Raw genomic sequence first — 22,811 nt, forward strand, 5'->3', positions numbered from 1 at the left:
TCTTCATTTTTGTTATATCATAAGAACATACGTTCTCAAAATACGAATGGAGTGAAAATATGTTTCAATCGCAACCCTACTATACAACACAACTTGAAGACTATATCCAGCACTTGTACCAATCCATATCTATTATTGTTCCTGAACAAATAGATATGATAGAGATTGCGAAAAAGTTAAACATTTGGCTGTATTTTGCTCCGTTTGGAAGTCATGCAATGGAAAGAAATCAAATAGCTAATTTAGTTATTGATAGTCGTATCTCTCCGCAAGAACAATGGGAGGATTTTGGCCATGAGGCCTGTCACATCCTATTTCATTCTGGTAATCAATTATTAATGCATCAAATGTTTCTAGATTATCAAGAAGCAAAGGCCAAAAACTTCGCACAACAATTTTGTGTACCTACTTTTATGTTAAGAAAGCTTCCTCCCCTACAGTTAAAAGCATATATAATCTCAGAAAAATTCAATGTAACCACACAGTTTGCTGAAAAAAGGCTTTTACATTATGAAAATCAATTATTAGCAAGTAAATTACAGAATCAAATATCACAATACTGTAATTTTCAGAAATAACGATTTGGGAGGTGTTGAATATGAAAGGAAGTTTTCGTAAACGTGGAAATACATGGTCTTTTACAATAGATATCGGTATAGATCCGGCCACAGGAAAACGCCAGCAAAAAAGTAAAAGTGGATTTAGAACAAAAAAAGAAGCCCAAAATGCTGCTGCAGCGATGATTACAGAGATAGAGAAAGGAATATATTTTGATGACAAACAATTAACTGTTTTAGATGTATGGGAAAAGTTAAAGCCTCTTCGTAAGGCTGAATTAAAAATTACATCTTATGAGAAAGACATGAGCTTAGTAAAGCTCTATATCCTTCCCCCATTTGGTTATAAAAAAATTAAAAGTATTAAACCTGTAATGATTCAAAGCTACTATGCTGAACTTAAAGAAAAAGGCCTGTCAAATGGTACAATCAGCAATATACATCGCTGCTTCAGATGCATATTCAAACATGCAGTAGAATGGGAAATCATACATGATAATATAATGAATAAAGTAAAAAAACCACGTGAAGAGCAAGGCGAGATGAAAACATGGTCTAGTGAAGAATGTAATCGATTCCTCCAGTATCTAAAAGAAAAAAATATTAAGTATCATATGTTCTTCTTACTCGCAATCTATACAGGTATGAGACGTGGAGAATTACTTGCACTAACGTGGAAAGATATTGACTTTGATAATAAACGTATCCTGGTTAATAAATCACTTGTAAAAACAGAAAAAGGACTATTTAAAGCTGCTACAAAAACTAAGTCCTCAAATAGAAGTATTAGTATCTCTTCTTTTGTTATAGGAAAGTTACAATCCTACTACTCCTATAAAAAGAAAGAATTTTTCCGTTGGGGTATACACTTGAATGAAGAGGCGTTTATTTTCACCGGCAATACGATACATTCGCCCTTACATATAGATGCTCCTCATCGCTTTTTGAATGATCACTATAAAAAAGCTGGTGTTCCTCGGATTCGTATACACGACTTACGACATACTCATGCTACACTTATGCTTCAGGCTGGAGAACATCCTAAAATCGTACAAGATCGCTTAGGACATTCATCTATTCAAATGACTTTAGACAAGTATAGCCACATCACACAGAACATGCAGCAACAAGCAGCAGAAAACTTCGAGAGCATAATAAAATCTAATGAAAACACCTGATAAAAAATGAAAAGATTTAATGTGAGCAAAATGTGAGCATCAAGGGAAACCAACACTTATAAACCTTGATATAATAAGGTTTTTCATACTATATCGTTGAATCTTGGGAAAAAAATGAGCAGTTTTAAGGGTGTTTATTTTTAAAACATCAAAAATGCCAAATCCCTTATATCATAAAGGATTTGGCATTTTTAAGTATCTAGAACACTCGCTAAGTTTAAGGAGAACTTAACAGACATGCGTCCGGCATAATGCCATGTCCACACCCAAGGATCGGTTACATAAAATAACGTATCTAACATGGGAAGTCTATTGGTCTTTTCCCCTTATAGTAACACTCTCTTCTACTAAGACCTTTTCTTTCTAGGGCCTACAATTAATTTAATCGCTGTTCTTTCTTCATTATTGATAGAAATCTCTTGAAATGCTGGTACGAAGGCTAAGTCAATACCACTTGGAGCGACGAACCCTCTTGCAATCGCAATTGCTTTAATCGCTTGATTTATAGCTCCAGCCCCAATCGCTTGAATTTCCACATTACCACTTGTTCTTAGTACACCCGCTATTGCACCCGCGACTGAATTTGGGCTTGATTTTGAAGATACCTTTAATATATTTTCCATGTAAGTTGCTCCCTCTATTATTTAATCTCTCTTTCGTTACAATTTTAAATATTTTAGCGTATCTTTAATTACTATTCACACCAAAAACAAACGATGCTTCATATGTACATTATTCTATATTTTCTGATTTCTTCCTGCTCAGCTACGCAAATAAAAAAATAAACTGAATAACCTAATATACATACAGTTAAATGCCATAACTTCACCAAATGATAACATCCATACAGCGAAAGATAATATTGCTGTTTGTCAGACGAAATTAATATAGTAAAGTGAAACTTTAATGAGTGGGGGTTTTGTTCATCCCCACCTAACTTCTTTGCTTTCGCTGAATTTTGAGATGGGAGTCTTACTGCTCGGAAAATAGCGGGATAAACGTATCCTCATTACTTCCATCTATTTAGAAATTCCATTTATTTTTCTATCAAATTATGAACCTTATCATCTTCAAAAGGTGTTACAGGTAATACCCAAATACTACATTTCATCATTTGACCACTTTATATTCCACATCTATCTCCTTTTATAGTACAAGCATACACGCCAATTGTGATTCACCTTCATAAACTACTATGTGGTTTAAATTTATTAAGAATAGGAGGTAATATATTGGGTTCATACTATCATTCTTCAAACTCGTATAAAAAATGTTCATGTGACCATTCACATAAACGAAGCTGTCCTGCATACGGAACTTTTTGGCAAACTGAATTTATAACTGTTCCTTTTGGCGATCCTTTTCCATTTAATCACGTTGGACCTTTAGCAGGAGGCGTTTCCTTACTAAATCCCACTACTATACACTTTAGACAAGCTGGTGATTATAGAGTTTCGTTCATTTCCAGTATTAATACTACTTTAAATCCTGTATTTCCACATATCCCAGTCATAACCATATTTTTAAATAATAATCCACTTGCTAATAGTCAAGGTGACTTCGCTATTCAAATGAATACTTCATCAAATAACGAATGTCTTCAACTTGTTGGCGAAACGATTGTTACAGTGCCTGCTAATTCAACTCTTCAACTTAGAAATAATAGTGGTTTTAATCGTCAAAGTATTGCAACTTGTGACAATGGTATAAATTCAGTTGAATTAACAGTTACAAAACTAAGTTAATATTATTTCTTTACATTCAGATGCTATTTCAGCATCTTTTTTTATTGAATAACAGTTTTCTTCGACTTTTATTATCTTTCATCACGCAAAAAAAGTGCAGAATTCTTTCTAACACAAGATTTCTGCACTTTTTTATTATACTTATTTATTCTTCCTTATTTCTCTACATAAACCGACTTAACAATCGTACGATTATATGATTTTCCTTCTTTATTCATCCCTTTTATATCCATCGTAACGTTATATACTCCCGGTTGTTTTATATCTTTCAAAGCACCTGTAAATGTATTCGTATTAACATTTTGTAATTCATTAAATTCAGAGACTAACTTACCTTCTTTATTAACGACTCTTACTGTTATGGAAAGATCCCCTTTCATTTCAGGTGCTACAGGTGATTTTTTCAGTTTATACTCAGGTTTATTTACTTTAACTTTTGTAGGCATTTGAAGAACAAATGGCGCGCCACCCTTGTAATCGCTTACAACTAAATATGCATCTTTCGACTGTTTCGCCATCATTTTGATTTTCCATTCGCCTACTTCCAATTTATTAAACTTAAATGTTCTAATTGTCGCCCCATTAAAGAAAGATTCGCCTTCACTAGTAGTTATAGCGCTATCTTTATTTGCATAGATTTTTCCTTTTGGAGATACCATTTGTACTTCAACATCAGAAGAAGCAGTTAGTACAGAAACTATTCCTTCAGCCTTTTTATCAACAGAAATACTTTGCTCTATCCACTGATTTTGTGGTAATTCGCCTCCTAAAATATTTTGATTTGAAGTTGTATTTAATTGTTCTAGATTTTCATTTGAACTAGTGCTGGATGCTACTAAAGCTGGTAATCCCACATTTGTCGTACGTAAATATGGTTCAATTCGTGCAAAAACAGCTGATCCTTTTCTTATATTGTCATGATCAAATCTGGAATCTGTAAATAAATGTGTACCGTACGATAGCTTGGCACTCCATTCATTTACTAGTCCATCATTTGAACCGTACGATGATAAATATAACCCACCCATAGATAATGCAGAAAATGTTGGCCCCCAGCTAGTTCCAGTAGCCGTATAGTAACGGTTTAATTTAGCTGCTGGGTTGTTATCTATTATTGAACGAAACTTTGCCATTTCACCTATTTGTAACGAGTACGTACCATCATCTTTTTGACCTAATATAGAAGCAAGCCACCCTGCCCACCAACTATATGACAAATCTGCTAAATTTGAGCCGTGATGCGGTGTAGCAAGTGTAATAACATTTCCAACAAATCGATTCGCACCATATTCAACTAATGCGGCTTGTGTATCAATACCACCTTTACTATGCGCTACAATATTAACTTTTTTACCGAAATGATTATATATTTCTTCCAGTTTTTGTGCTAACAATTTTCCGTTATCCCACTGACTAGCCGAACCTTTCCCCGCTGCATCATACAATTGTATAAACACTGTTTGATAGCCTGCTTTTAAAGCATAATCATACATATCATTTATATCATGATATACTGTCTTTCCATACCAACTATCAGCATTACCATTTCTTCCTTGTACAAAGAGAATTGGCGGTTTATTCTCATCATAATTAGCAGGTTTTTGGCCTAAAAACCATTCTCCAGGTGTGAATACTTCTGTATCAGGAAACCCCTTTCCAAGCTCTTTTACAACTTCTGCCTGTACATTTGTGCTAATCGTTGGAGCCATGATAAAAAATACAATTAGTAAGGCCACACATCTTCTCATCAGTCGCATATTACTCCCCCTATTTTTTTGAAAGAAGGTGTTCTTTATAATATTTTCCCTTCCTTAATAATAGCTAATCTTTTATTTTAAAAAGATGTTAGCCCTATTTTTAGAAGGTTACTAGTTGTATACCCTCTTCCTTAACTCTCGTTATTCTCTTTGTTTCTACCTCTTCCTTTTGATAGAATACGACAAAAAAGTTTCTCAATAATTGTTAACTTAGCTACATCCAGATATTTTTTAAATCAATATTGTTTATATAAAGCATACAAATCTTGAAAAAATTTTAGTGAAAAAACATTTTATTACTAGTTAGTTATTTAAAAATATAATAAAGATATGTACTTTCTTTTCATTAAATACAAACTAATTTTAAAGGAGCTTATATTATAAGACTTTCCTACGATTAAAAATTAAACTGAAATTTCAGAATAGAAAATCACATTTCCAGAAACATATATTATGATAATTTCCGCGCACTTGAATTAACTTTTTAGAAGTACTAACCTATCGGTGAGCAGAAGAAAATTCTGTAAAAAGAAAGGAGAATACTTTATGATGACCAATTTACAAAAGGAGTTTTTTAAACGCTTAAAAATTCCTGCAAAAGAAATAACATTTGATGATTTAGATGAAATTCTCTTAAAAATGGGAATGATTCTCCCCTATGAAAATCTTGACATTATGGCTGGTACTATTAAAAATATCTCAAAAGATAACTTAATAGAAAAGTTACTTATTCAAAAACGAGGTGGACTTTGTTATGAATTAAACTCCTTATTGTATTATTTTTTAATTGATTGTGGGTTTCAAGTATACAAAGTAGCCGGTACTGTTTATGATCTGTACGATAATAAATGGAAACCCGATGATGGTCATGTCATTATCATATTAAGTCATGAGGATAAAGATTATGTTGTGGATGCAGGTTTTGCATCTCATCTCCCTTTACATCCAGTCCCTTTTAACGGAGAAGTCATCTCCTCTCAAACAGGAGAATATCGAATTCGTAAGCGAAATACTCGAAAAGGTACGCATATTTTAGAAATGAGAAAAGGAGCTAACGGGGAATCTACAAGTTTCTTACAATCTGAACCTTCAAACGAATGGAAAATAGGCTATGCTTTCACTGTAGATCCAATAGATGAGAAAAAAGTGAATAACATTCAAAAAGTGATTGTAGAGCATAAAGAATCTCCTTTTAATAAAGGGGCTATCACTTGTAAATTAACTACTTATGGTCACATATCATTAACAAATAAAAATTATACAGAAACCTTTAAAGGCACTAAAAATAAACGACCAATAGAATCTAAAGATTATGCTCGCATTCTTCGTGAATCTTTTGGAATAACGCAAGAGAAATATGTAGGAAAAACACTAGAAAGAGGTTAGTTGACTACAAGTACTTCATAATAAAGCAGATTCTATATTTAGAATCTGCTTTATTTTATAATTTGTTATAAATTAATTTAATTTTGTTGTTACCCTTTAATTTTCAATTATATATTCATCATCATATTTATCGTATTGTAACCCTTTCCCTATCTTTGATTCTGTAACTTGATCTCTTAAAAACGGTGCAGCATCCATTTTGCTAGTTGCAATTTCAATTCCATATTTTTTCGTTAAATAAGCTAACTCTAGTAAAAACCACTCTCTTCGCAATGTAACTGGAATATCAAATGTTTTTCTTTTCATATATAATAGCACCTCTTTTATTTTCATAACTTAAAAACATCACTGGATGCACTTATTAAAACTACCTTTCACCGCTAACATCCAATGAAACATTATAGTATATGCATGTCCATTTCAAACGTGCTATCACAAATATGATATTTAAGTTTACATAATTATATTATGTAATAGTAAAAAAGGAAGGCATGTCCCTTCCCCTTCTACTATAGAGATTTAAATTAAGAACATCTTGGTACACCTAAAGCTAAAAATAAACCTGCTACTCCCGCAGTAATCGGTACTTTTAACGTAATAACATCGTCTACCTTCGTTACTAAAAAGTAAGCATTACCTTCTTGTAATATACAAGTTACCAACAATTGAAATTCCATTCAAATCTCCTCCTTTCAATCGATATACTATAATTTATGAAATCTCTTTCAAAACGTAATAGGAAATATATCTATTTTTCCTTATATACAAAATAAATGTTTATAAGTCTAGTAAAAATATTAACTTTCTAAATTTATATAAAACGTGTAATATCCAATAAGTTCCTATATAATCAATAAGAAGAATCTTACAAATGGAGGTATGAAAATGACGATTTTAAGTAATATTGTTGCAACTTTATTTTTTATTGCTTTTATTCTTTTAATCTTATGTATTATTTCATTCTTTAAGAAAAATGGAAAAGCAAAACAATATGGACGTCCTACCGTTATTCTTTTTATGATTTCTATTATATTAATAACGGCCGGTACAACAAAATCGGAACACCCCGTCGTCGAGTTTTTTTCTACTTTAAGTTTCATTCTATTTATATTCTTCCTTGTTCTAGCAATCTTATCTGTTATTAAGAAAACAGGTGTAGCGAAAAAACAATTTATTATTACAGCCGTATTATTTGTCATTTTTGTTGCGCTATCAGGTATTTCAGATTCTTCTTCTGAAAAAACGACAGCAACTAGTACAAAAGTTGCTTCTAACAATGAAGAACACAAAGATAGCGAAAAGAAAAAAGAGGCGGACGAAAAAACTCAAAAGCAAGAAGATGAGAAGCGTCTAGCCGATGAACAAGCTCGTAAGCAAGAGGATGAAAAACGTCAGGCTGATGAACAAGCCCGTAAACAACAAGAAGAGCAAAAACGTCTAGCCGATGAACAAGCTCGTAAACAACAAGAAGAGCAAAAACGCCTAGCTGATGAGCAAGCTCGTAAGCAACAAGAAGAGCAAAAACGCTTAGCTGATGAGCAAGCTCGTAAGCAACAAGAAGAGCAAAAACGTCAGGCTGATGAACAAGCTCGTAAGCAACAAGAAGAGCAAAAAGCACAGCAAGCTCAAACACAACCTGCTTCAGGAAATACTAGTAGTGCATATTACAAAAATTGTGCCGCAGTTAGAGCTGCCGGGAAAGCTCCTCTATATAAAGGACAACCAGGTTATGACTCACATCTTGATCGTGATGGCGATGGAGTTGCATGTGAAAAATAGTAGTAAAAAAGAAGCTTCTAGTAAGCTTCTTTTTTATTATCAGAAACTATTATGACGAATTCCCTCTCCCTCTTCCTTTTATAAAACTCATTTGATTATCCTTAAAATTGACACATTATAAGTGATTTCAATCACCACATTGTTTTTCATTTATTGCTATTCTTAATTTAGATATTACATTCAAACTTTATGGAGGCATTCATATGGAACATACATTTACTGAAACTTCTATTGTCGGTGAGATTGTTACACAATTTCCAAAAGCTAGTAATCTTTTTAAATCATATAGAATAGACTTTTGTTGTGGTGGTAATAAACCACTTATTGATGCAATTCATGAAAGAAATTTATCAGCAACAGAAGTACTTACAGAATTAAATACGCTTTATCATAATACGAAACGATTAAATGAATCTGAAATTGATTGGAAAAATGCTTCTTATCGTGAATTGATTGATTATGTTATAAATAAGCATCATCGCTATTTAAATGAAGAATTACCACAGTTAAGTCCGTATGTGACGAAAGTATTACGCGTCCATGGAGCAAGTCAGCCTCACTTAGCTCAAATTCATAAGCTATTTCACGAATTAAAGATGGAATTAGAACAGCATTTAATTAAAGAAGAAACAGAAGATTTCCCATTAATTTTAGAATTTGAACAAAATCCAATTGACGAAAACTATGTGAAATTACGTAAAGTAGTAGATGAGTTGGAAAATGAACATAACCACGCAGGCAACATTATTAAAGAACTTCGTAAAGTTACAAATGACTTTACTCCTCCAGAAGGAGCTTGCGGTACTTATCGACTTGTTTACCAACGTCTTGAAGCGCTAGAGTCTGATTTATTTGAGCACATTCATTTAGAAAATAATATTTTATTTCCACGTGCCATTACGAGAGCATAAATAAAGAGCAGGACATGAGTATACATACTTATGTCCTGCTCTTTCATTTGGTAAAGACTATACACATCCCTCTCGAATAAATCCGAATTTTAACAATTTGTGAATCATTATAAAAATGTGATAAACATCACATCTCTTCCTTTTTTGATTTTCTATAATAAAAACATAATCCTTTGTTCAACATTTCACAGAAAAAGGGGAAACGAAAATGAAAAAACGTTTAGTTATGATCGGAAATGGTATGGCTGGCATACGCTGTATGGAAGAAATATTAAAACATGATAGTGATTCATATGAGATTACTATTTTTGGAGATGAACCTCATCCAAACTACAACCGTATTATGCTCTCTCATGTTTTACAAGGCAAAACAAATATGCAAGATATCATTATGAATGAATACAGTTGGTATGAAGAAAACGAAATAACTTTGTATACAAATGAAAAAGTTCAAAGTATTAACCGAGAAGAAAAAATTATTATTACAGAAAAGAATCGTACTCTTACATATGACAAACTCATTATCGCAACAGGTTCTAGTGCTTTTATTTTGCCTGTAGAAGGTTCCACTCTCCCTGGTGTAACAGGATTTCGAACAATTGAAGATACACAATTTATGATTGATACCGCTAATGAAAAGAAAAAGGCTGTTGTCATTGGTGGTGGGTTACTTGGTTTAGAAGCCGCAAGAGGTCTTATTGACTTAGGGATGGACGTACATGTTGTTCATTTAATGCCAAACTTAATGGAGCAACAACTAGATACGAAAGCAGCTTCTCTTCTGCGCGAAGATTTAGAAGCGCAAGGCATGAAATTTCTAATGGAAAAGAAAACTGTAAAAATTCTTGGTACAGACCATGTTGAGGGCATTCAATTTGAAGATGGTGAAGTTGTAGATTGTGATTTAATCGTAATGGCTGTCGGAATACGCCCAAATACGCAAATAGTAAAAGATGCTGGTTTAATTGTAAATCGCGGTATTGTAGTCAATGACTATATGCTAACAAATGATGAGTCCATTTATGCAGTTGGAGAATGTGCAGAGCATGACGGTATCGCATATGGACTTGTTGCTCCTCTTTATGAACAAGGTGCGATACTAGCAAAACATATAACAAATTTACAAACTGATGGATATTCGGGCAGTATCGTCGGTACGCAATTAAAAGTTGCAGGTTGTGATTTATTCTCTGCTGGTCAAATTTATGAAGATGATCAAACGAAAGCAATATCCATCTTTGATGAATGTAAACGTTCCTATAAAAAAGTATTAATTCGTGATAATAAAGTCGTCGGTATCGTTTTATATGGTGACACAGCTGACGGTACACGTCTCTTTAGCATGTTAAAGAAGGAAGAAGATATACAAGAATATACACCAGCTTCCCTTCTTCACAAAGCTGGTGAAGAAAGTGAATTTGACGTTGCTACAATGAGTGCGGATGACACGATTTGTGGATGTAATGGTGTTACGAAAGGTTCAATCGTTCACGCCATTTTAGAACAAGAGTTAACGACTTTTGAAGAAGTTAAAGGCTGTACGAAAGCCGCAGGTTCTTGTGGTAAATGTCGTCCACTTGTGGAACAAGTTTTATCTCATACACTTGGAGATGCTTTTGATGCCTCAGCGCAATCTGCCGGTATGTGTGGATGTACACCTTTATCCCGTGATGAAGTCGTAGCAGCCATTCACGAGAAAGGCTTAAAATCTCCAAAAGAAGTACGAAATGTTCTTGGTTTTGCACATGAAGACGGCTGTTCGAAATGCCGCCCTGCTTTAAACTACTATTTACGTATGGCGATTCCAGAAGAATATGAAGATGATAAATCGTCCCGTTTCGTTAATGAAAGAATGAATGGTAACATCCAGCACGATGGTACATTCTCTGTTATTCCACGTATGTACGGAGGCGTTACAACAGCTGATGATTTAATGAAAATTGCTGAAGTTGCGAAAAAGTACGATGTTCCTCTTGTGAAAATTACAGGTGCAAGCCGAATCGGCTTATATGGTGTTAAGAAACAAGATTTACCTAACATATGGGCTGACTTACATATGACTTCGGGATATGCATATTCAAAATCGCTTCGTAATGTAAAATCATGTGTTGGTTCTCGCTTCTGCCGTTTCGGTACGAAAGATTCATTAGGACTTGGTATGCTCCTTGAACAATCATTAGAAATGGTAGATACACCTCATAAAATGAAGATGGGTGTAACGGGCTGTCCGCGTAACTGTGCGGAAGTACTGACGAAAGATTTTGGCGTTGTTTGTGTCGAAAATGGATACCAACTTTATATTGGCGGAAATGGTGGTACAGAAGTACGTGAAGCTGATTTTGTAATGATTGTCCCTACTGAAGATGATGTCCTTCGCATCGCTGCAGCTTACATGCAATATTATCGTGAAACTGGTATTTACGGAGAGCGTACCGCCTACTGGACAGAACGTTTAGGCTTCGATCACATAAAAGAAATACTACAAGATGCAAGTATGGTTACTACGTTAAATGAACGTTTCCAAACAGCTCGTAGAACATATACGGAAGCATGGGGACAAGCACTAGAAACGAAATCATTAAAAGCGATGTATGAAGTAGAAACTGTGAAATAAGGAGCTGTGATCTAAATGATACACACGAAAGAAAAAATAAAAGTTATGCGTGCGGAAGATCTTGCTATTCAAATCGGTAAAGAAGTGCAAATGAAAGGTATGTCTATCGCCCTATTCCGCCTTTCAAATGGCGATATTCGAGCTGTAGAAAATCGTTGTCCTCATAAAAACGGACCGTTAGCAGAAGGGATTGTGTCTGGAGAATTCGTCTTTTGTCCACTGCATGATTGGAAAATCTCACTACTAACAGGTGAAGTTCAAAAACCTGATGACGGCTGTATTCAAACATACGAAGTAGAAGTTATTGACGGTGACATTTATTTATACATGTAATTTTCGAAAGGAAGCCTCCTCTGGCTTCCTTTTAAATAAAAATTGATGAGGTGCAATTATGAACGGATATGTATATTTAGTTGGTGCAGGACCAGGTGATGAAGGGCTTATTACAAAAAAAGCGATAGAGTGTTTAAAACGTGCAGATATTGTTTTATATGACCGTTTACTAAACCCTTTCTTTCTTAGCTATACAAAACAAACATGTGAACTTATGTATTGCGGAAAAATGCCAAAGAATCATATTATGCGACAAGAAATAATTAACGCACACCTTCTTCAATTTGCGAAAGAGGGCAAAATTGTTGTCCGATTAAAAGGCGGAGATCCATCTATTTTTGGCCGTGTTGGTGAAGAAGCAGAAACTTTAGCAGCAGCAAATATTCCATATGAAATTGTACCAGGCATTACATCTAGCATCGCCGCTAGTAGCTATGCAGGTATTCCCCTCACCCACCGTGACTACAGTAATAGTGTCACTTTATTAACCGGACATGCAAAAGGTCCCTTAACCGATCATGGAAAATATAATTCATCTCACAATAGCGACACGATTGCCTACTACATGGGTATAAAAAACTTACCTACAATTTGTGAAAACTTACTACAAGCAGGAAAAAAAGAAGATACGCCAGTAGCAGTCATTGAATGGGGTACAACTGGTAAACAGCGCGTTGTCACAGGGACACTGTCTACCATTGTTTCTATTGTCAAAAACGAAAATATTTCTAATCCTTCTATGACAATTGTTGGTGATGTTGTTACTTTGCGGAATCAAATCTCTTGGAAAGAACGTAAACCATTGCACGGCAAGAAAGTTTTATTTGCAGCTGCAACAAATAAAAAAAGCGCAATAAAGCAAAAGTTACAAGAGTCCGGTGCAGAAATATATCAAATTCCAACTTTCAAAAAGAAAGAATACACAGTAACCTCTGAACAAATCAATAAGATTTTTAACGTTGATCGTCTTGTATTTTGTTCCGCTGACAGTGTAGACATCTTAATGCAATCATGCAGTAAATATCATAAAGATATTCGTTCCTTACAGGCAGAACTTCAGTATATGAACCTTTCTATTCAAGAAAAGCTCATGCAATATGGATTGTTCAGTAAACCTGCGCAATTTTCTTCGAATTCAACGATTTATTTAGGACGAAACATTAACCGAATTGCTGTTATTCAAGAAAAAATTGGTGCTGGTTCCTATATGATGACTCATGAGTACACAATTGATCATCGCTTCGATGAAATTCATTCACGTATTCTTTCTGAATTCTCATGGGATAGCATTGTATTTGAAGGTCGTGCTTCTATTGATACGTTTCTAGCAGAAATAAAACGCCTTGGCTTTATCAATATTCTTACTCTCCCATTCTCGTATACCGACGTTCCAACTTTACACTATGCAAATAAAGTTGGGTTTCATAACGTAGATCATCAATTACAAGAAACTCTTATGAAGAAAGACATGGTGAGACAATGAAAGGAATTGTATATGTTGGACATGGAAGCCGGCTACAAGAAGGTAATGAACAATTCATTCAATTTATTCAATCTGTTATGAAAGAGCGAAACGAAAGAATTCAAAAAATAGCTTTTCTAGAACTAACGACACCTACTATTTCGGATGCAGTTACAGAAACGATAATAGAGGGAGTAACTGAAATAATGATTGTACCTGTTTTATTATTTGCAGCAGCTCACTATAAACGTGATATTCCTTTGGAGATAGCGAAAATGAAAAATCAATATCCACATATCTCATTTTCAGTTGTACAACCTTTTAGTACGCATCCGCATATGGTTGAACTTGTAGTGAAAAGAATACGTGAAACTATGCCAATGCAAGGTAGTAGTGTTTTACTCGTAGGGAGAGGTAGTAGTGATTTTCAGCCGATACATGAGTTACAACAAATCGGAGCAGCTGTCGAACAAAAACTCAGTCTACCAGTATCATGCTCCTTTTTAACGAAAGGAACGCCCTCTTTTACTGCTGAGCTAAAGACTATAACATCAACTGCATCCCATGTATATGTCATGCCCTACCTTCTCTTTACCGGATTATTGCTTCAAAAAATTAAGTTGTATACAAAAAAATACGATCACGTGACGACTTGTAATTGCCTACAGTTTGATACATATATGAAATTAACATTGTTAGAACGAATGGAGGAATGCATATATGTATAACATGTACCCCCTTATGTTTAATCTGCAAAATAAAGTGGTCGTTATCATTGGTGGAGGTAAAATTGCATATCGAAAAGCGTCTGGATTAAAAGATACAGGCGCTTTCGTCACCGTTATTAGCCCCGAGATTTGCGAGGAAATGAAAGAACTTCCTTATATTACTTGGAAGCAAAAAACTTTTAGTAATGATGATATTAAAGATGCTCATCTAATTTATGCAGCTACAAATCAACATGCTGTAAATATGATGGTCAAACAGGCCGCTCATGATTTCCAGTGGGTTAACGTTGTAAGTGATGGTACAGCATCATCGTTTCACACACCTGGCGTTATACGAAATGATGAATATGTTGTCACTATTTCGACTTCAGGTAAGGACCCATCGTTTACGAAGCGTATGAAACAGGAATTAACTTCTGTCCTTCCTAAACTTATAAAAAGACTTTCTCGTACTCATAAAATGTAATCTATCACTTAGCTAAAATAGGAATTAACTGTGAACAAACGTTTTTTAGAGGCGTTTGTTCTTTTTGCTTTAGTTTCGTTTTTTAGGATCAGACAAACAATTGGACAAGAATCTGTGAAGAAAAATAACGGCAACAATTACGGACAAAAAAGCAGTTGCTTGAGAGCAACTGCTTCAATACAGGTTTTATATTGGATATTCATTCAACCAAATTAGCGCTTGTTCATAATCATCAAAAAATCTCACAGATTCTTTCGTATTAGATTGTTGTAAATAATCCATTATCTCCCCCTCTTCAAGGAGAAATGCAATTGCCTTACTGTTATTCAAAATGATTTCATTGAAGAACTTCTCTTTCCATACTTTTTGAACAGAAAAATGATTTGGCGTGTATCCTTTTCTATCCACCAACAATTTGTATTTCCGCCCTTCAGAAATGAATTGCTGACAAACCTGCTCAAAACCATTAAACCATTCATACACATCATCTGTTTTTATATTGCCTACTAGATGGGTAACAATTATATCTCCTGAAACTGTTGTGCTGATATTCTGTTTACTCAACTTGGAATCCCCCTTAGTTACAATTTTGCGGAAAAACCGCTATCAAACTAAGCTCATGTAACGTCAATTATAAGCGAAATTGTGTCTTTTTTCGCTAAGCTACTTGATTATCAGACATGGTACAATTGTAAACGATACCCAATATATCATAGACTGTTTTCTTCTCATATCTATGGGATTTCCGCCATCATTTACCGCCTCAAATCTATTCGTTTTAACACGTATATTCAAAACAAAATATATGACAAATAAATAACGACAGTTACTGTAATAATGCTGAAAAGTGTTGAAAATAAAACGATTTGTGCATGTAATTCAGGCTCTATTTGATATTCCATAGCAATGGTTGATGTATTTCTTGAAGTAGGAAAAGAACTTGCAATAAATAATGATTGTGCAACAATACCATCGATGTTTAGTATGTATATTACGGCAAGTGCTAATAATGGTCCCATCAGTAACCTTCCAATTAAAGCCCATGTTATGACTCGATGGAAAAAATTAAGCTTAATGTTGGATAATTGTGCCCCTAGCAATATGAGTGCTATTGCAACAAAACCATTCGCAAGCTGATTAAGAGGAATAAAGATAGAATTAGGTATTTGAATTGTAAAAGATTGAAAGAAAACCCCTAATACGAGTGCATGAAATACAGGCAGTCTTAGAAATGATTGAATAATACCTCCGATTGTTTTTGTTGCTGATAGTAAGTTATATATCCCATATGAATAAGTTAAAAGATTCTGGAAAATAACAATAAAAATTTGAATGGAAACCCCCACTGGATTGTGACTGAAAATCAATTGACTTACTGGTAACCCATAATTACCGGAATTCATTAACGAAATGCTATTTTTTAGAGCTGCACTTTCTCCTTTTTCTAACTTTAATATTTTTGAAATGAAATGACTTACTATGATCAGACTCAGACTATAAAGCATTAAATAGTATATTATCTGGAGCAACAAACCTGTTTCTATACGAATATCATATATATTCACAAATACAGCCGCTGGCATTAAGCAATAAGTAATAAGTGTAGATAGCTGCTTTAAGTTAAATTGGAACTTTCTTTGTAAGATTGCACCAATTAGCATCAATATTAATATCGGTAATATTACGTCTAATATAATAAATACAAACATTTAAAACCTCATTCTAAATATATTTTAGTTGGATTAAACGCTTTACTAAATGTGGACACATTTCATTCATCGGAAAACACCCTTAGTTCTCAATAATCAGAAAACTGAAATCGATAATATGAAAATGCTCATCAAAAATTCTTATTTCATTTCCCCCCCCTCTCTTTTCTTTAACATATCAAATATAACTCATAAAGAAAATTATGGATTATTTATACAAACTCATAATTTTATCTTATTGAACTAAACTGTATTCTTTAGTGTAGTACTTTTTTCACAATATCCGTTAGCCTTACCAAAAAATTTGGCCCTAAAAAAATCTGATACTGCAGTTACTATGCGAAGAATACTTACATCAATCCCATACTTGTCGCTTAAACCACCTAACACACCTGATACTTGTTTATCTTGAGTGGACTTATATTTTTTTCATCTAAACATCCCGATTCAATTAAATATTTGCATTCTAAAAATGAGTTCGATCTTTAGAATAGATTTAAGATTTCCTTCACTAATCTATCCTTTAAATGAATAACTTTTGACTTCTATATTTTAAAATAAAATTCCATAAGCCTTCTGTTTTTCATTTTAAAAACACATTCTTATAGAAAACAAGCGTTTATTGAGATATCAATAAAAACATGTTGAAGCCTATTACTAAAAGAACCATCCCAATATACTTTGGGATGGTTCTTTTTCCTTATTAATGATTCTTTAACATCACTAACAATTTCTCTTGGCTATACATCCATACTGTAATGATTAAACAAGCAAGTGCGACTTCTGATAGCGCCATAAATCCAATTGCATAATGACCTGTTAATTGGAATAGTAATGTTAAAATTAGCGGTGGGAAGAATCCTCCTAGTCCACCTAAAGCTGATACGAGACCATTTACAATACCAGCTTGTTCTGAGAAATACATTGGAACGAGTTTGAAGATTGTACCATTACCAATCCCTGCACAAAATGCTACTAGTAAGCAACCAAATGTATACACGTTCATACTTGGCATAAACGATAAAATAATACCTGAAAGTGTTAAACCGATAAATACGAAGATTAATATTTTAAATGGATTAAACTTATCACCGAGCCAACCACCAATCGGGCGCATAATTGTTGCGAGTACGATGAATCCGGCTGTCCGCATACCTGCATCTACTTTCTCTAATCCGAAGTGAGATACTAGAAAGTTTGGTAAGTATACTGTAAATGCGACAAATGATCCGAATGTTAAAAAGTAAAAGATACATAAAAACCAAAGTTTCTCATTTTTATATACACCTTTTATTTGTTCCATTAGTGGTGTATTCACTTTTTTCTCCTTACGATCACCTAATAAAAAGTTCATAAGTGCAAACGCTGCAAGTAAAACTAAATAACATTGTACTGTCGTTCTCCAGCCAACTGAAGTTGCAATGACAGGTGCTAAAAACGAAGTAATTGCTGTTCCGGCGTTACCGACACCGTAAATACCATTTACAAAACCGTGACTCTCTTTCGGAAAGTATTTTGGTAAAGAAGTTACTCCTACAGAGAATACAGCACCACCGATTCCTACAAATAATCCACCAATAATTAAATCCATCATAGAATTGGCAACACTAATATAAAAAACAGGAAATAATAATAGAATAAAACTAATATAGAATAATTTTCTTGCTCCGAAACGATTCGTCCAATAACCAATTGGAATACGAAGAATAGAGCCTAAAATAACAGGTACTGCTGTGACCATAGAAATTTGTCCCGCAGTTAATGGAATATCCGCTTTTATATAAGGCATTAATGATGATAAAATGACCCATACCATAAAACCGATAATTAGATTAGAAGTTTGTAAACTTAATTGAAAATTAGGACTTTTCATCCTGTTCCCTCCTATGTATGCATAGTTATATTCATTCTCTCCAGCCTAATCACGTCCTAACATGATTAGGCTGAAAAGAATCAACCACCACTTACTGGCGAAATCATTGCTACGATATCGCCAGTTTGAATGATGTCATTCTCATTTGCATACTCTTCATTTATCGCGACCATAATCTCGTTTGAAATTGCTATGTTGTATTTCTTAATGAGTACTTCCTTCAGCTTCGCAACTGTAATATTTTCACAATCTATGTGCAATGACGACTTACTTACTTCTTCCTGTAAATGTGCAAATAATAGCACTTCAATCATATTCTCATCTCCTTTCTAGGCTCACCATTTGCATATGTTACCCTCTCTAACTGATCACCTATCCATGACTCACCATCTTCCCAAAACTCTTTCTTCCAAATTGGAACAATTTGTTTAATACGCTCCATAATATATTCGTTCGCCTCATAGGCAGCTTTCCGGTGTGGTGTAGAAACAGCAACGACAACAGCAAGATCAGAAATTTGTAATGTACCAATGCGATGTGTAATAGCGACATATATCCCCGGCCAATTCTCTCCTACTTCAGTGCCAATTCTCTCAAGCTGTTTCTCCGCCATTGTCTTATAAGCTACATACTCTAAACAAAGTGTACGTCGACCTTTCGTAAATTCTCTAACAGTACCAATAAAAGTAGTAACCGCACCACACTCACGACGAATTACTTTGTTTGTAACTTCTTCAATTGAAATAGGTGTATCAATTACTTCATAATACGTATGTGTCATTTTGCACCTCTTATCTTTATATAAGTTAGCAACCTATTTTTCTATTACTTGTATGATCGAAGCGGCTCTTCCCACGGCCACTCACTTCCGTTGTTTGATTCTAATAACAGTACCGAAACAGTAATTCCAGCTTTAAATCCTCTCGTTCCCCCTGGCAAAACGATAAATGCATTCGCTTCTGCAAGTGAAGAAATTACGCTAGATTTATCTAAACCAACTGGTGTAACTTGTAATTGCCCATCTACAATTTCCACTCTCCCTCTTACAAAACGAGTAAATGGGTTTGCTTTCGGAAAGTCTTTTTGTAAAATTGCCTCTGCACGATATATGTGCGAATCTTCCCTATGCAAGTATTTTCCAATCACTGGTCTAACATATAATTCACAACCGACATAACAAGCAGAAGGATTACCAGATAGACCAAATAGTAATTTTCCTTCTACCTCAGCTACAGTTGTCACACTTCCTGGTCGCATCGCTATTTTGTCAAAAAGTACATTAGCTCGTAATCTCTCATAGATGGCAGGTAAATAGTCATAGTCTCCTACTGAAACACCACCAGTTGTAATTAATATATCAACTTCTTTTATCGCCTTTTTTACAGTGTTATAACACGTCTCAAAATCGTCAGCGAATTGCCCATAATACTGTACAATCCCCCCTGCTCGTTCAATTTGAGCAGCTATCATATAGGAGTTACTATTTCGAATCTTCCCTGGCTTTAATTTTTCATGTACTTCAAGCAGTTCGCTACCCGTCGTTACAATTCCAATCACTGGTTGTTTTATAACATATACCGTACTATAACCAAACGTAGCAAGAAGTGCTGCTACTCCAGGATTAATAACAGTCCCTTCTTTCACAAGGATAGTATTTTGTTTTACATCTTCACCTTTAAAAGAAATGTTATCACCGGCTGTGAAACAGCGTTTTAATGTCATATAAGTCTTTTCGTTTTTTTCAAATCCTTCCGTTAGTTCTAACATAACAACCGCATTACACCCTCTCGGAATTGCGGCTCCTGTCATAATACGGACAGCTTGAAATGCTTTCACTTCTTCTGTAAAAACAACCCCTGCTCCAATTTCACCAATTACTTCAAACTGAATAGGGTTACTACTACTTGCTTCTTTCGTATCTTCTGATCGAATCGCAAACCCGTCGTACGGAGAGCGATCAAAATGCGGGACATCATGATCTGCAATAACATCTTCTCCAAGCGTTCTTCCGTAACTTTCTATAAGAGAAACCTCTTCTGTTTCACCTTGATGAGCATATTTCATTACTCGTGCAACTGCTTCTGCCACTGGAATCGGTATACGTTTTGCTAACATTCTTTTTCACCTCGTTTTAATAAGGGGGAAACTCTCTCTGTTCATCCTATATATTTTGCGTACAATCGTTTTGCTATTTTCACATCATTTGTCCCATGAATAAATGCCCTACCGTCTGTAAATAAAACGAAACGATATTCATCAATTAGAAATGATAGTAAGTACGGCGTTTTTTGGACATGTACAATTTTTTGTAATCTTTTTTGGATTTCGTTTAAATTTAGAACTCTCTTTATTCCTGAACGGATTTGAACTGTATTCCGTCCGCATAGCACCTCCGTTTTCACCTGTGATTCAAATGTTAAACTTGGGTACGTACGTGTATTTCCGCAAGATGGACATGTACTTTTTTTCTGTTTATTTACTTTTAATGAGAGAAATTGATTGTTCCAAATATCAAATGATAACATTGTTCCTCGTAGCGTCTCGAAATCATCCACCAATATTTTCATTGCTTCTGTCACTTGGTGAGCAACAACCATCTGTACAGCTGGCTGAATAATTCCCGCTGTATCACATGTTGCACCGCCCATCGGATGATCCATTAAGCAGCGAAAACATGGTGTTTTTCCTGGAAGACTTGTATACGTTACACCGTAACTTCCAACGCATCCACCGTATATCCAAGGTATATTTTCTTTTTGTGAAATATCATTTATAAGTAGGCGCGTATCGAAGTTGTCAGTGGCATCTATAATGAGATCCACTTCTTTTGTTAACTCTTCTATTTCTTGCATTGTGACATCCATTACAACTGGTACAATTTCCACTTCAGAATTAATCTTTCTTACATGTTCTGCCGCTGCAATTGCTTTTGGTTTGCATTGTTTTGCATCTTCTTCTGTATATAACTGTTGCCGTTGTAAATTACTCCATTCGACATAGTCACGATCGGCAATTGTCAATTTCCCAATTCCCATCCTAGCGAGTGCTTCTGCATTCGCAGCCCCTAGTGCACCCGCACCGATTAGGAGCACATGCTTTTCTCTTATTTTTCTTTGTCCCATTTCACCAATTCCAGAAAACAACACTTGTCTTGAATAACGCTCTTGCATAAGAAATCCTCCTTTCACTATCCACCAATGTAAGACATTTCAACTTTTGGACGTTTACTCGCACTCTCAACCGTTCTTTCATCTGAATATCGATCTGTTCTATATCGCCATGTATGTTGTAAAATTTTTAATAGTGAGGCATCAGAAATATTTTCTCGAAGAAGCGTTCGCAAATCCGTTCCTTTTTCTCCAAATAGGCACGTAAAAAACTTACCATCTGCCGAAATACGTGCTCTCGTACAAGAAGAACAAAATGACTCAGAAACAGAAGTAATAAATCCCACTTCTGCATTACTCCCTACATATCGATACAATTTCGCAACCTCTCCAAAGTAACGAGGCTGAGCGGGCTCAATTGGATATACACGATTAATTTTCTCTATTAATTGTTCCTTCGTAATAACTTGTTCAAAGTTCCAGCCGTTTGTACTGCCCACATCCATAAACTCTATAAAACGGAGCTGAATTTCTTGTTCTTTAAAATAACGAGCCATATGAAGAATTTGACTATCATTCATTCCTTTTTTTACGACCATATTTACCTTTACTTCTAACCCTACCTTCTTTGCTTCTTCAATTCCTTTTAATACAGGTTTTGTGCTTACATTTCGTCCATTAATTTTTTTGAAGACATAATCCTCTATCGCATCTAAACTAATATTTACACGCTTTAATCCCACTTCTTTTAACGCCTTTGCTTGTTTTGCTAAATGAATACCATTTGTTGTGAGTCCAATATCTTGTAAGCCTTCTAGATTTGCAAGTCTTGCAATTAACGTCGGTAAGTGTTTACGCAATAAAGGTTCACCGCCAGTAAGCCTAATTTTATTTACTCCCATACTTATAAATAATCTCGCTAATCTTTCTATTTCATCGAACGTTAATAAAAGCTCTTCCTGTAAAAAAGCATAATCAGGTCCGAACACTTCAGCAGGCATACAGTATGTACACCTAAAATTACAACGATCAATAACTGAAATACGTAAATCTTGAAGTGGCCGCTTTAAAGAATCTTTCATGTTCTCGTGCATCTATATCCCTTCTTTTCTGCTACAATCCTTAGTAAGCTTTCATTTTTTTATTTGCCTTCATTATAAAAAAGAAGCTACATATTCAATGTGACTTTTCTCACATTACTTTCCC

The 22,811-nt window shown here is 34.6% G+C and carries 23 protein-coding genes and 1 pseudogene; 11 read left to right on the forward strand and 13 right to left on the reverse strand.

Annotated features, from left to right (window positions below; genetic code table 11):
- Positions 1 to 59: 59 nt before the first annotated feature.
- The gene (locus tag ACUN13_RS13635) at positions 60 to 578 is read left to right on the forward strand and encodes an ImmA/IrrE family metallo-endopeptidase (protein ID WP_445423842.1); all 519 of its coding nucleotides are present in this window, start codon (positions 60 to 62) and stop codon (positions 576 to 578) included.
- Between the two features lie 20 nt (positions 579 to 598).
- On the forward strand, positions 599 to 1,735 hold the full coding sequence (locus ACUN13_RS13640; RefSeq protein WP_445423843.1) for a site-specific integrase: 1,137 nt from the start codon (positions 599 to 601) through the stop codon (positions 1,733 to 1,735).
- Between the two features lie 347 nt (positions 1,736 to 2,082).
- On the opposite strand, the gene ACUN13_RS13645 is transcribed toward ACUN13_RS13640, so the two are convergent.
- Complete coding sequence (locus ACUN13_RS13645) at positions 2,083 to 2,358, reverse strand: stage V sporulation protein S (RefSeq protein WP_000427801.1); 276 nt, start codon at positions 2,356 to 2,358, stop codon at positions 2,083 to 2,085.
- Positions 2,359 to 2,967: 609 nt separating this feature from the next.
- Here ACUN13_RS13645 and ACUN13_RS13650 point away from each other — a divergent pair.
- Positions 2,968 to 3,480 carry a hypothetical protein gene (locus ACUN13_RS13650; protein ID WP_000536147.1) on the forward strand — a complete coding sequence of 171 codons (513 nt, stop codon included), beginning with the start codon at positions 2,968 to 2,970 and terminating at the stop codon, positions 3,478 to 3,480.
- Positions 3,481 to 3,635: 155 nt separating this feature from the next.
- Here the strand turns inward: ACUN13_RS13650 and ACUN13_RS13655 are convergent, their stop codons facing one another.
- The gene (locus ACUN13_RS13655; RefSeq protein ID WP_409532277.1) at positions 3,636 to 5,237 is read right to left on the reverse strand and encodes an esterase/lipase family protein; all 1,602 of its coding nucleotides are present in this window, start codon (positions 5,235 to 5,237) and stop codon (positions 3,636 to 3,638) included.
- Positions 5,238 to 5,783: 546 nt separating this feature from the next.
- On the opposite strand from ACUN13_RS13655, the gene ACUN13_RS13660 reads away from it, so the two are divergent.
- Positions 5,784 to 6,623: an arylamine N-acetyltransferase family protein gene (locus tag ACUN13_RS13660; protein ID WP_000988903.1), complete on the forward strand. Its 840-nt coding sequence runs from the start codon at positions 5,784 to 5,786 to the stop codon at positions 6,621 to 6,623.
- 96 nt (positions 6,624 to 6,719) lie between these two features.
- Here ACUN13_RS13660 and ACUN13_RS13665 read toward each other — a convergent pair whose 3' ends face one another.
- A complete protein-coding gene (locus tag ACUN13_RS13665) occupies positions 6,720 to 6,929 on the reverse strand; it encodes a hypothetical protein (protein ID WP_000824197.1) in 210 nt (69 codons plus the stop codon).
- A gap of 218 nt (positions 6,930 to 7,147) precedes the next feature.
- The gene (gene exsG, locus ACUN13_RS13670) at positions 7,148 to 7,300 is read right to left on the reverse strand and encodes an exosporium protein ExsG (RefSeq protein ID WP_000395679.1); all 153 of its coding nucleotides are present in this window, start codon (positions 7,298 to 7,300) and stop codon (positions 7,148 to 7,150) included.
- A gap of 208 nt (positions 7,301 to 7,508) precedes the next feature.
- Between exsG and ACUN13_RS13675 the strand changes: the two genes are divergently transcribed.
- The 7 genes from ACUN13_RS13675 to ACUN13_RS13705 all read left to right on the forward strand — a co-directional run bounded on the left by ACUN13_RS13675 (position 7,509) and on the right by ACUN13_RS13705 (position 14,916).
- Entirely contained in the window at positions 7,509 to 8,402 is an 894-nt protein-coding gene (locus tag ACUN13_RS13675) for an excalibur calcium-binding domain-containing protein (protein ID WP_257116023.1), read from the forward strand.
- A gap of 203 nt (positions 8,403 to 8,605) precedes the next feature.
- Entirely contained in the window at positions 8,606 to 9,313 is a 708-nt protein-coding gene (gene ric / locus ACUN13_RS13680) for an iron-sulfur cluster repair di-iron protein (RefSeq protein WP_257116022.1), read from the forward strand.
- A 208-nt stretch (positions 9,314 to 9,521) separates the two neighbouring features.
- On the forward strand, positions 9,522 to 11,927 hold the full coding sequence (gene nirB, locus ACUN13_RS13685) for an NADPH-nitrite reductase large subunit (protein WP_445423844.1): 2,406 nt from the start codon (positions 9,522 to 9,524) through the stop codon (positions 11,925 to 11,927).
- A 15-nt stretch (positions 11,928 to 11,942) separates the two neighbouring features.
- A complete protein-coding gene (gene nirD, locus ACUN13_RS13690) occupies positions 11,943 to 12,260 on the forward strand; it encodes a nitrite reductase small subunit NirD (protein ID WP_000581982.1) in 318 nt (105 codons plus the stop codon).
- Positions 12,261 to 12,318: 58 nt separating this feature from the next.
- The gene (locus ACUN13_RS13695; protein WP_001014945.1) at positions 12,319 to 13,743 is read left to right on the forward strand and encodes a uroporphyrin-III C-methyltransferase; all 1,425 of its coding nucleotides are present in this window, start codon (positions 12,319 to 12,321) and stop codon (positions 13,741 to 13,743) included.
- A complete protein-coding gene (locus ACUN13_RS13700) occupies positions 13,740 to 14,450 on the forward strand; it encodes a sirohydrochlorin chelatase (protein WP_000676478.1) in 711 nt (236 codons plus the stop codon). The genes ACUN13_RS13695 and ACUN13_RS13700 overlap by 4 nt, the downstream gene beginning before the upstream one ends.
- Positions 14,443 to 14,916 (forward strand): precorrin-2 dehydrogenase, encoded by a 474-nt coding sequence (locus ACUN13_RS13705; protein WP_000282590.1) that lies wholly within the window; start codon positions 14,443 to 14,445, stop codon positions 14,914 to 14,916. The genes ACUN13_RS13700 and ACUN13_RS13705 overlap by 8 nt, the downstream gene beginning before the upstream one ends.
- Positions 14,917 to 15,102: 186 nt before the next feature.
- Here ACUN13_RS13705 and ACUN13_RS13710 read toward each other — a convergent pair whose 3' ends face one another.
- The 9 genes and pseudogenes from ACUN13_RS13710 to moaA all read right to left on the reverse strand — a co-directional run bounded on the left by ACUN13_RS13710 (position 15,103) and on the right by moaA (position 22,699).
- The gene (locus ACUN13_RS13710; RefSeq protein ID WP_445423853.1) at positions 15,103 to 15,504 is read right to left on the reverse strand and encodes an STAS/SEC14 domain-containing protein; all 402 of its coding nucleotides are present in this window, start codon (positions 15,502 to 15,504) and stop codon (positions 15,103 to 15,105) included.
- 203 nt (positions 15,505 to 15,707) lie between these two features.
- Positions 15,708 to 16,625 (reverse strand): AEC family transporter, encoded by a 918-nt coding sequence (locus ACUN13_RS13715; RefSeq protein ID WP_000497498.1) that lies wholly within the window; start codon positions 16,623 to 16,625, stop codon positions 15,708 to 15,710.
- A gap of 300 nt (positions 16,626 to 16,925) precedes the next feature.
- A pseudogene (locus ACUN13_RS13720) lies at positions 16,926 to 17,054 on the reverse strand (PspC domain-containing protein); the annotation flags it as partial.
- A 274-nt stretch (positions 17,055 to 17,328) separates the two neighbouring features.
- Entirely contained in the window at positions 17,329 to 18,498 is a 1,170-nt protein-coding gene (gene narK, locus ACUN13_RS13725; RefSeq protein ID WP_044307180.1) for a nitrate transporter NarK, read from the reverse strand.
- A gap of 80 nt (positions 18,499 to 18,578) precedes the next feature.
- Positions 18,579 to 18,812, reverse strand: coding sequence for a molybdopterin converting factor subunit 1 (gene moaD / locus ACUN13_RS13730; RefSeq protein WP_409532274.1), 234 nt, complete (start codon positions 18,810 to 18,812; stop codon positions 18,579 to 18,581).
- Positions 18,809 to 19,279 carry a molybdopterin synthase catalytic subunit MoaE gene (gene moaE / locus ACUN13_RS13735; RefSeq protein ID WP_000149962.1) on the reverse strand — a complete coding sequence of 157 codons (471 nt, stop codon included), beginning with the start codon at positions 19,277 to 19,279 and terminating at the stop codon, positions 18,809 to 18,811. The genes moaD and moaE overlap by 4 nt, the downstream gene beginning before the upstream one ends.
- Positions 19,280 to 19,323: 44 nt before the next feature.
- Positions 19,324 to 20,613, reverse strand: coding sequence for a molybdopterin molybdotransferase MoeA (locus ACUN13_RS13740; protein WP_078386278.1), 1,290 nt, complete (start codon positions 20,611 to 20,613; stop codon positions 19,324 to 19,326).
- Positions 20,614 to 20,654: 41 nt separating this feature from the next.
- The gene (locus tag ACUN13_RS13745) at positions 20,655 to 21,668 is read right to left on the reverse strand and encodes a molybdopterin-synthase adenylyltransferase MoeB (protein WP_001158125.1); all 1,014 of its coding nucleotides are present in this window, start codon (positions 21,666 to 21,668) and stop codon (positions 20,655 to 20,657) included.
- A gap of 17 nt (positions 21,669 to 21,685) precedes the next feature.
- On the reverse strand, positions 21,686 to 22,699 hold the full coding sequence (gene moaA, locus ACUN13_RS13750; RefSeq protein WP_000545031.1) for a GTP 3',8-cyclase MoaA: 1,014 nt from the start codon (positions 22,697 to 22,699) through the stop codon (positions 21,686 to 21,688).
- Positions 22,700 to 22,811: the final 112 nt, after the last annotated feature.

This window comes from Bacillus cereus group sp. Bce041 (assembly GCF_052646455.1).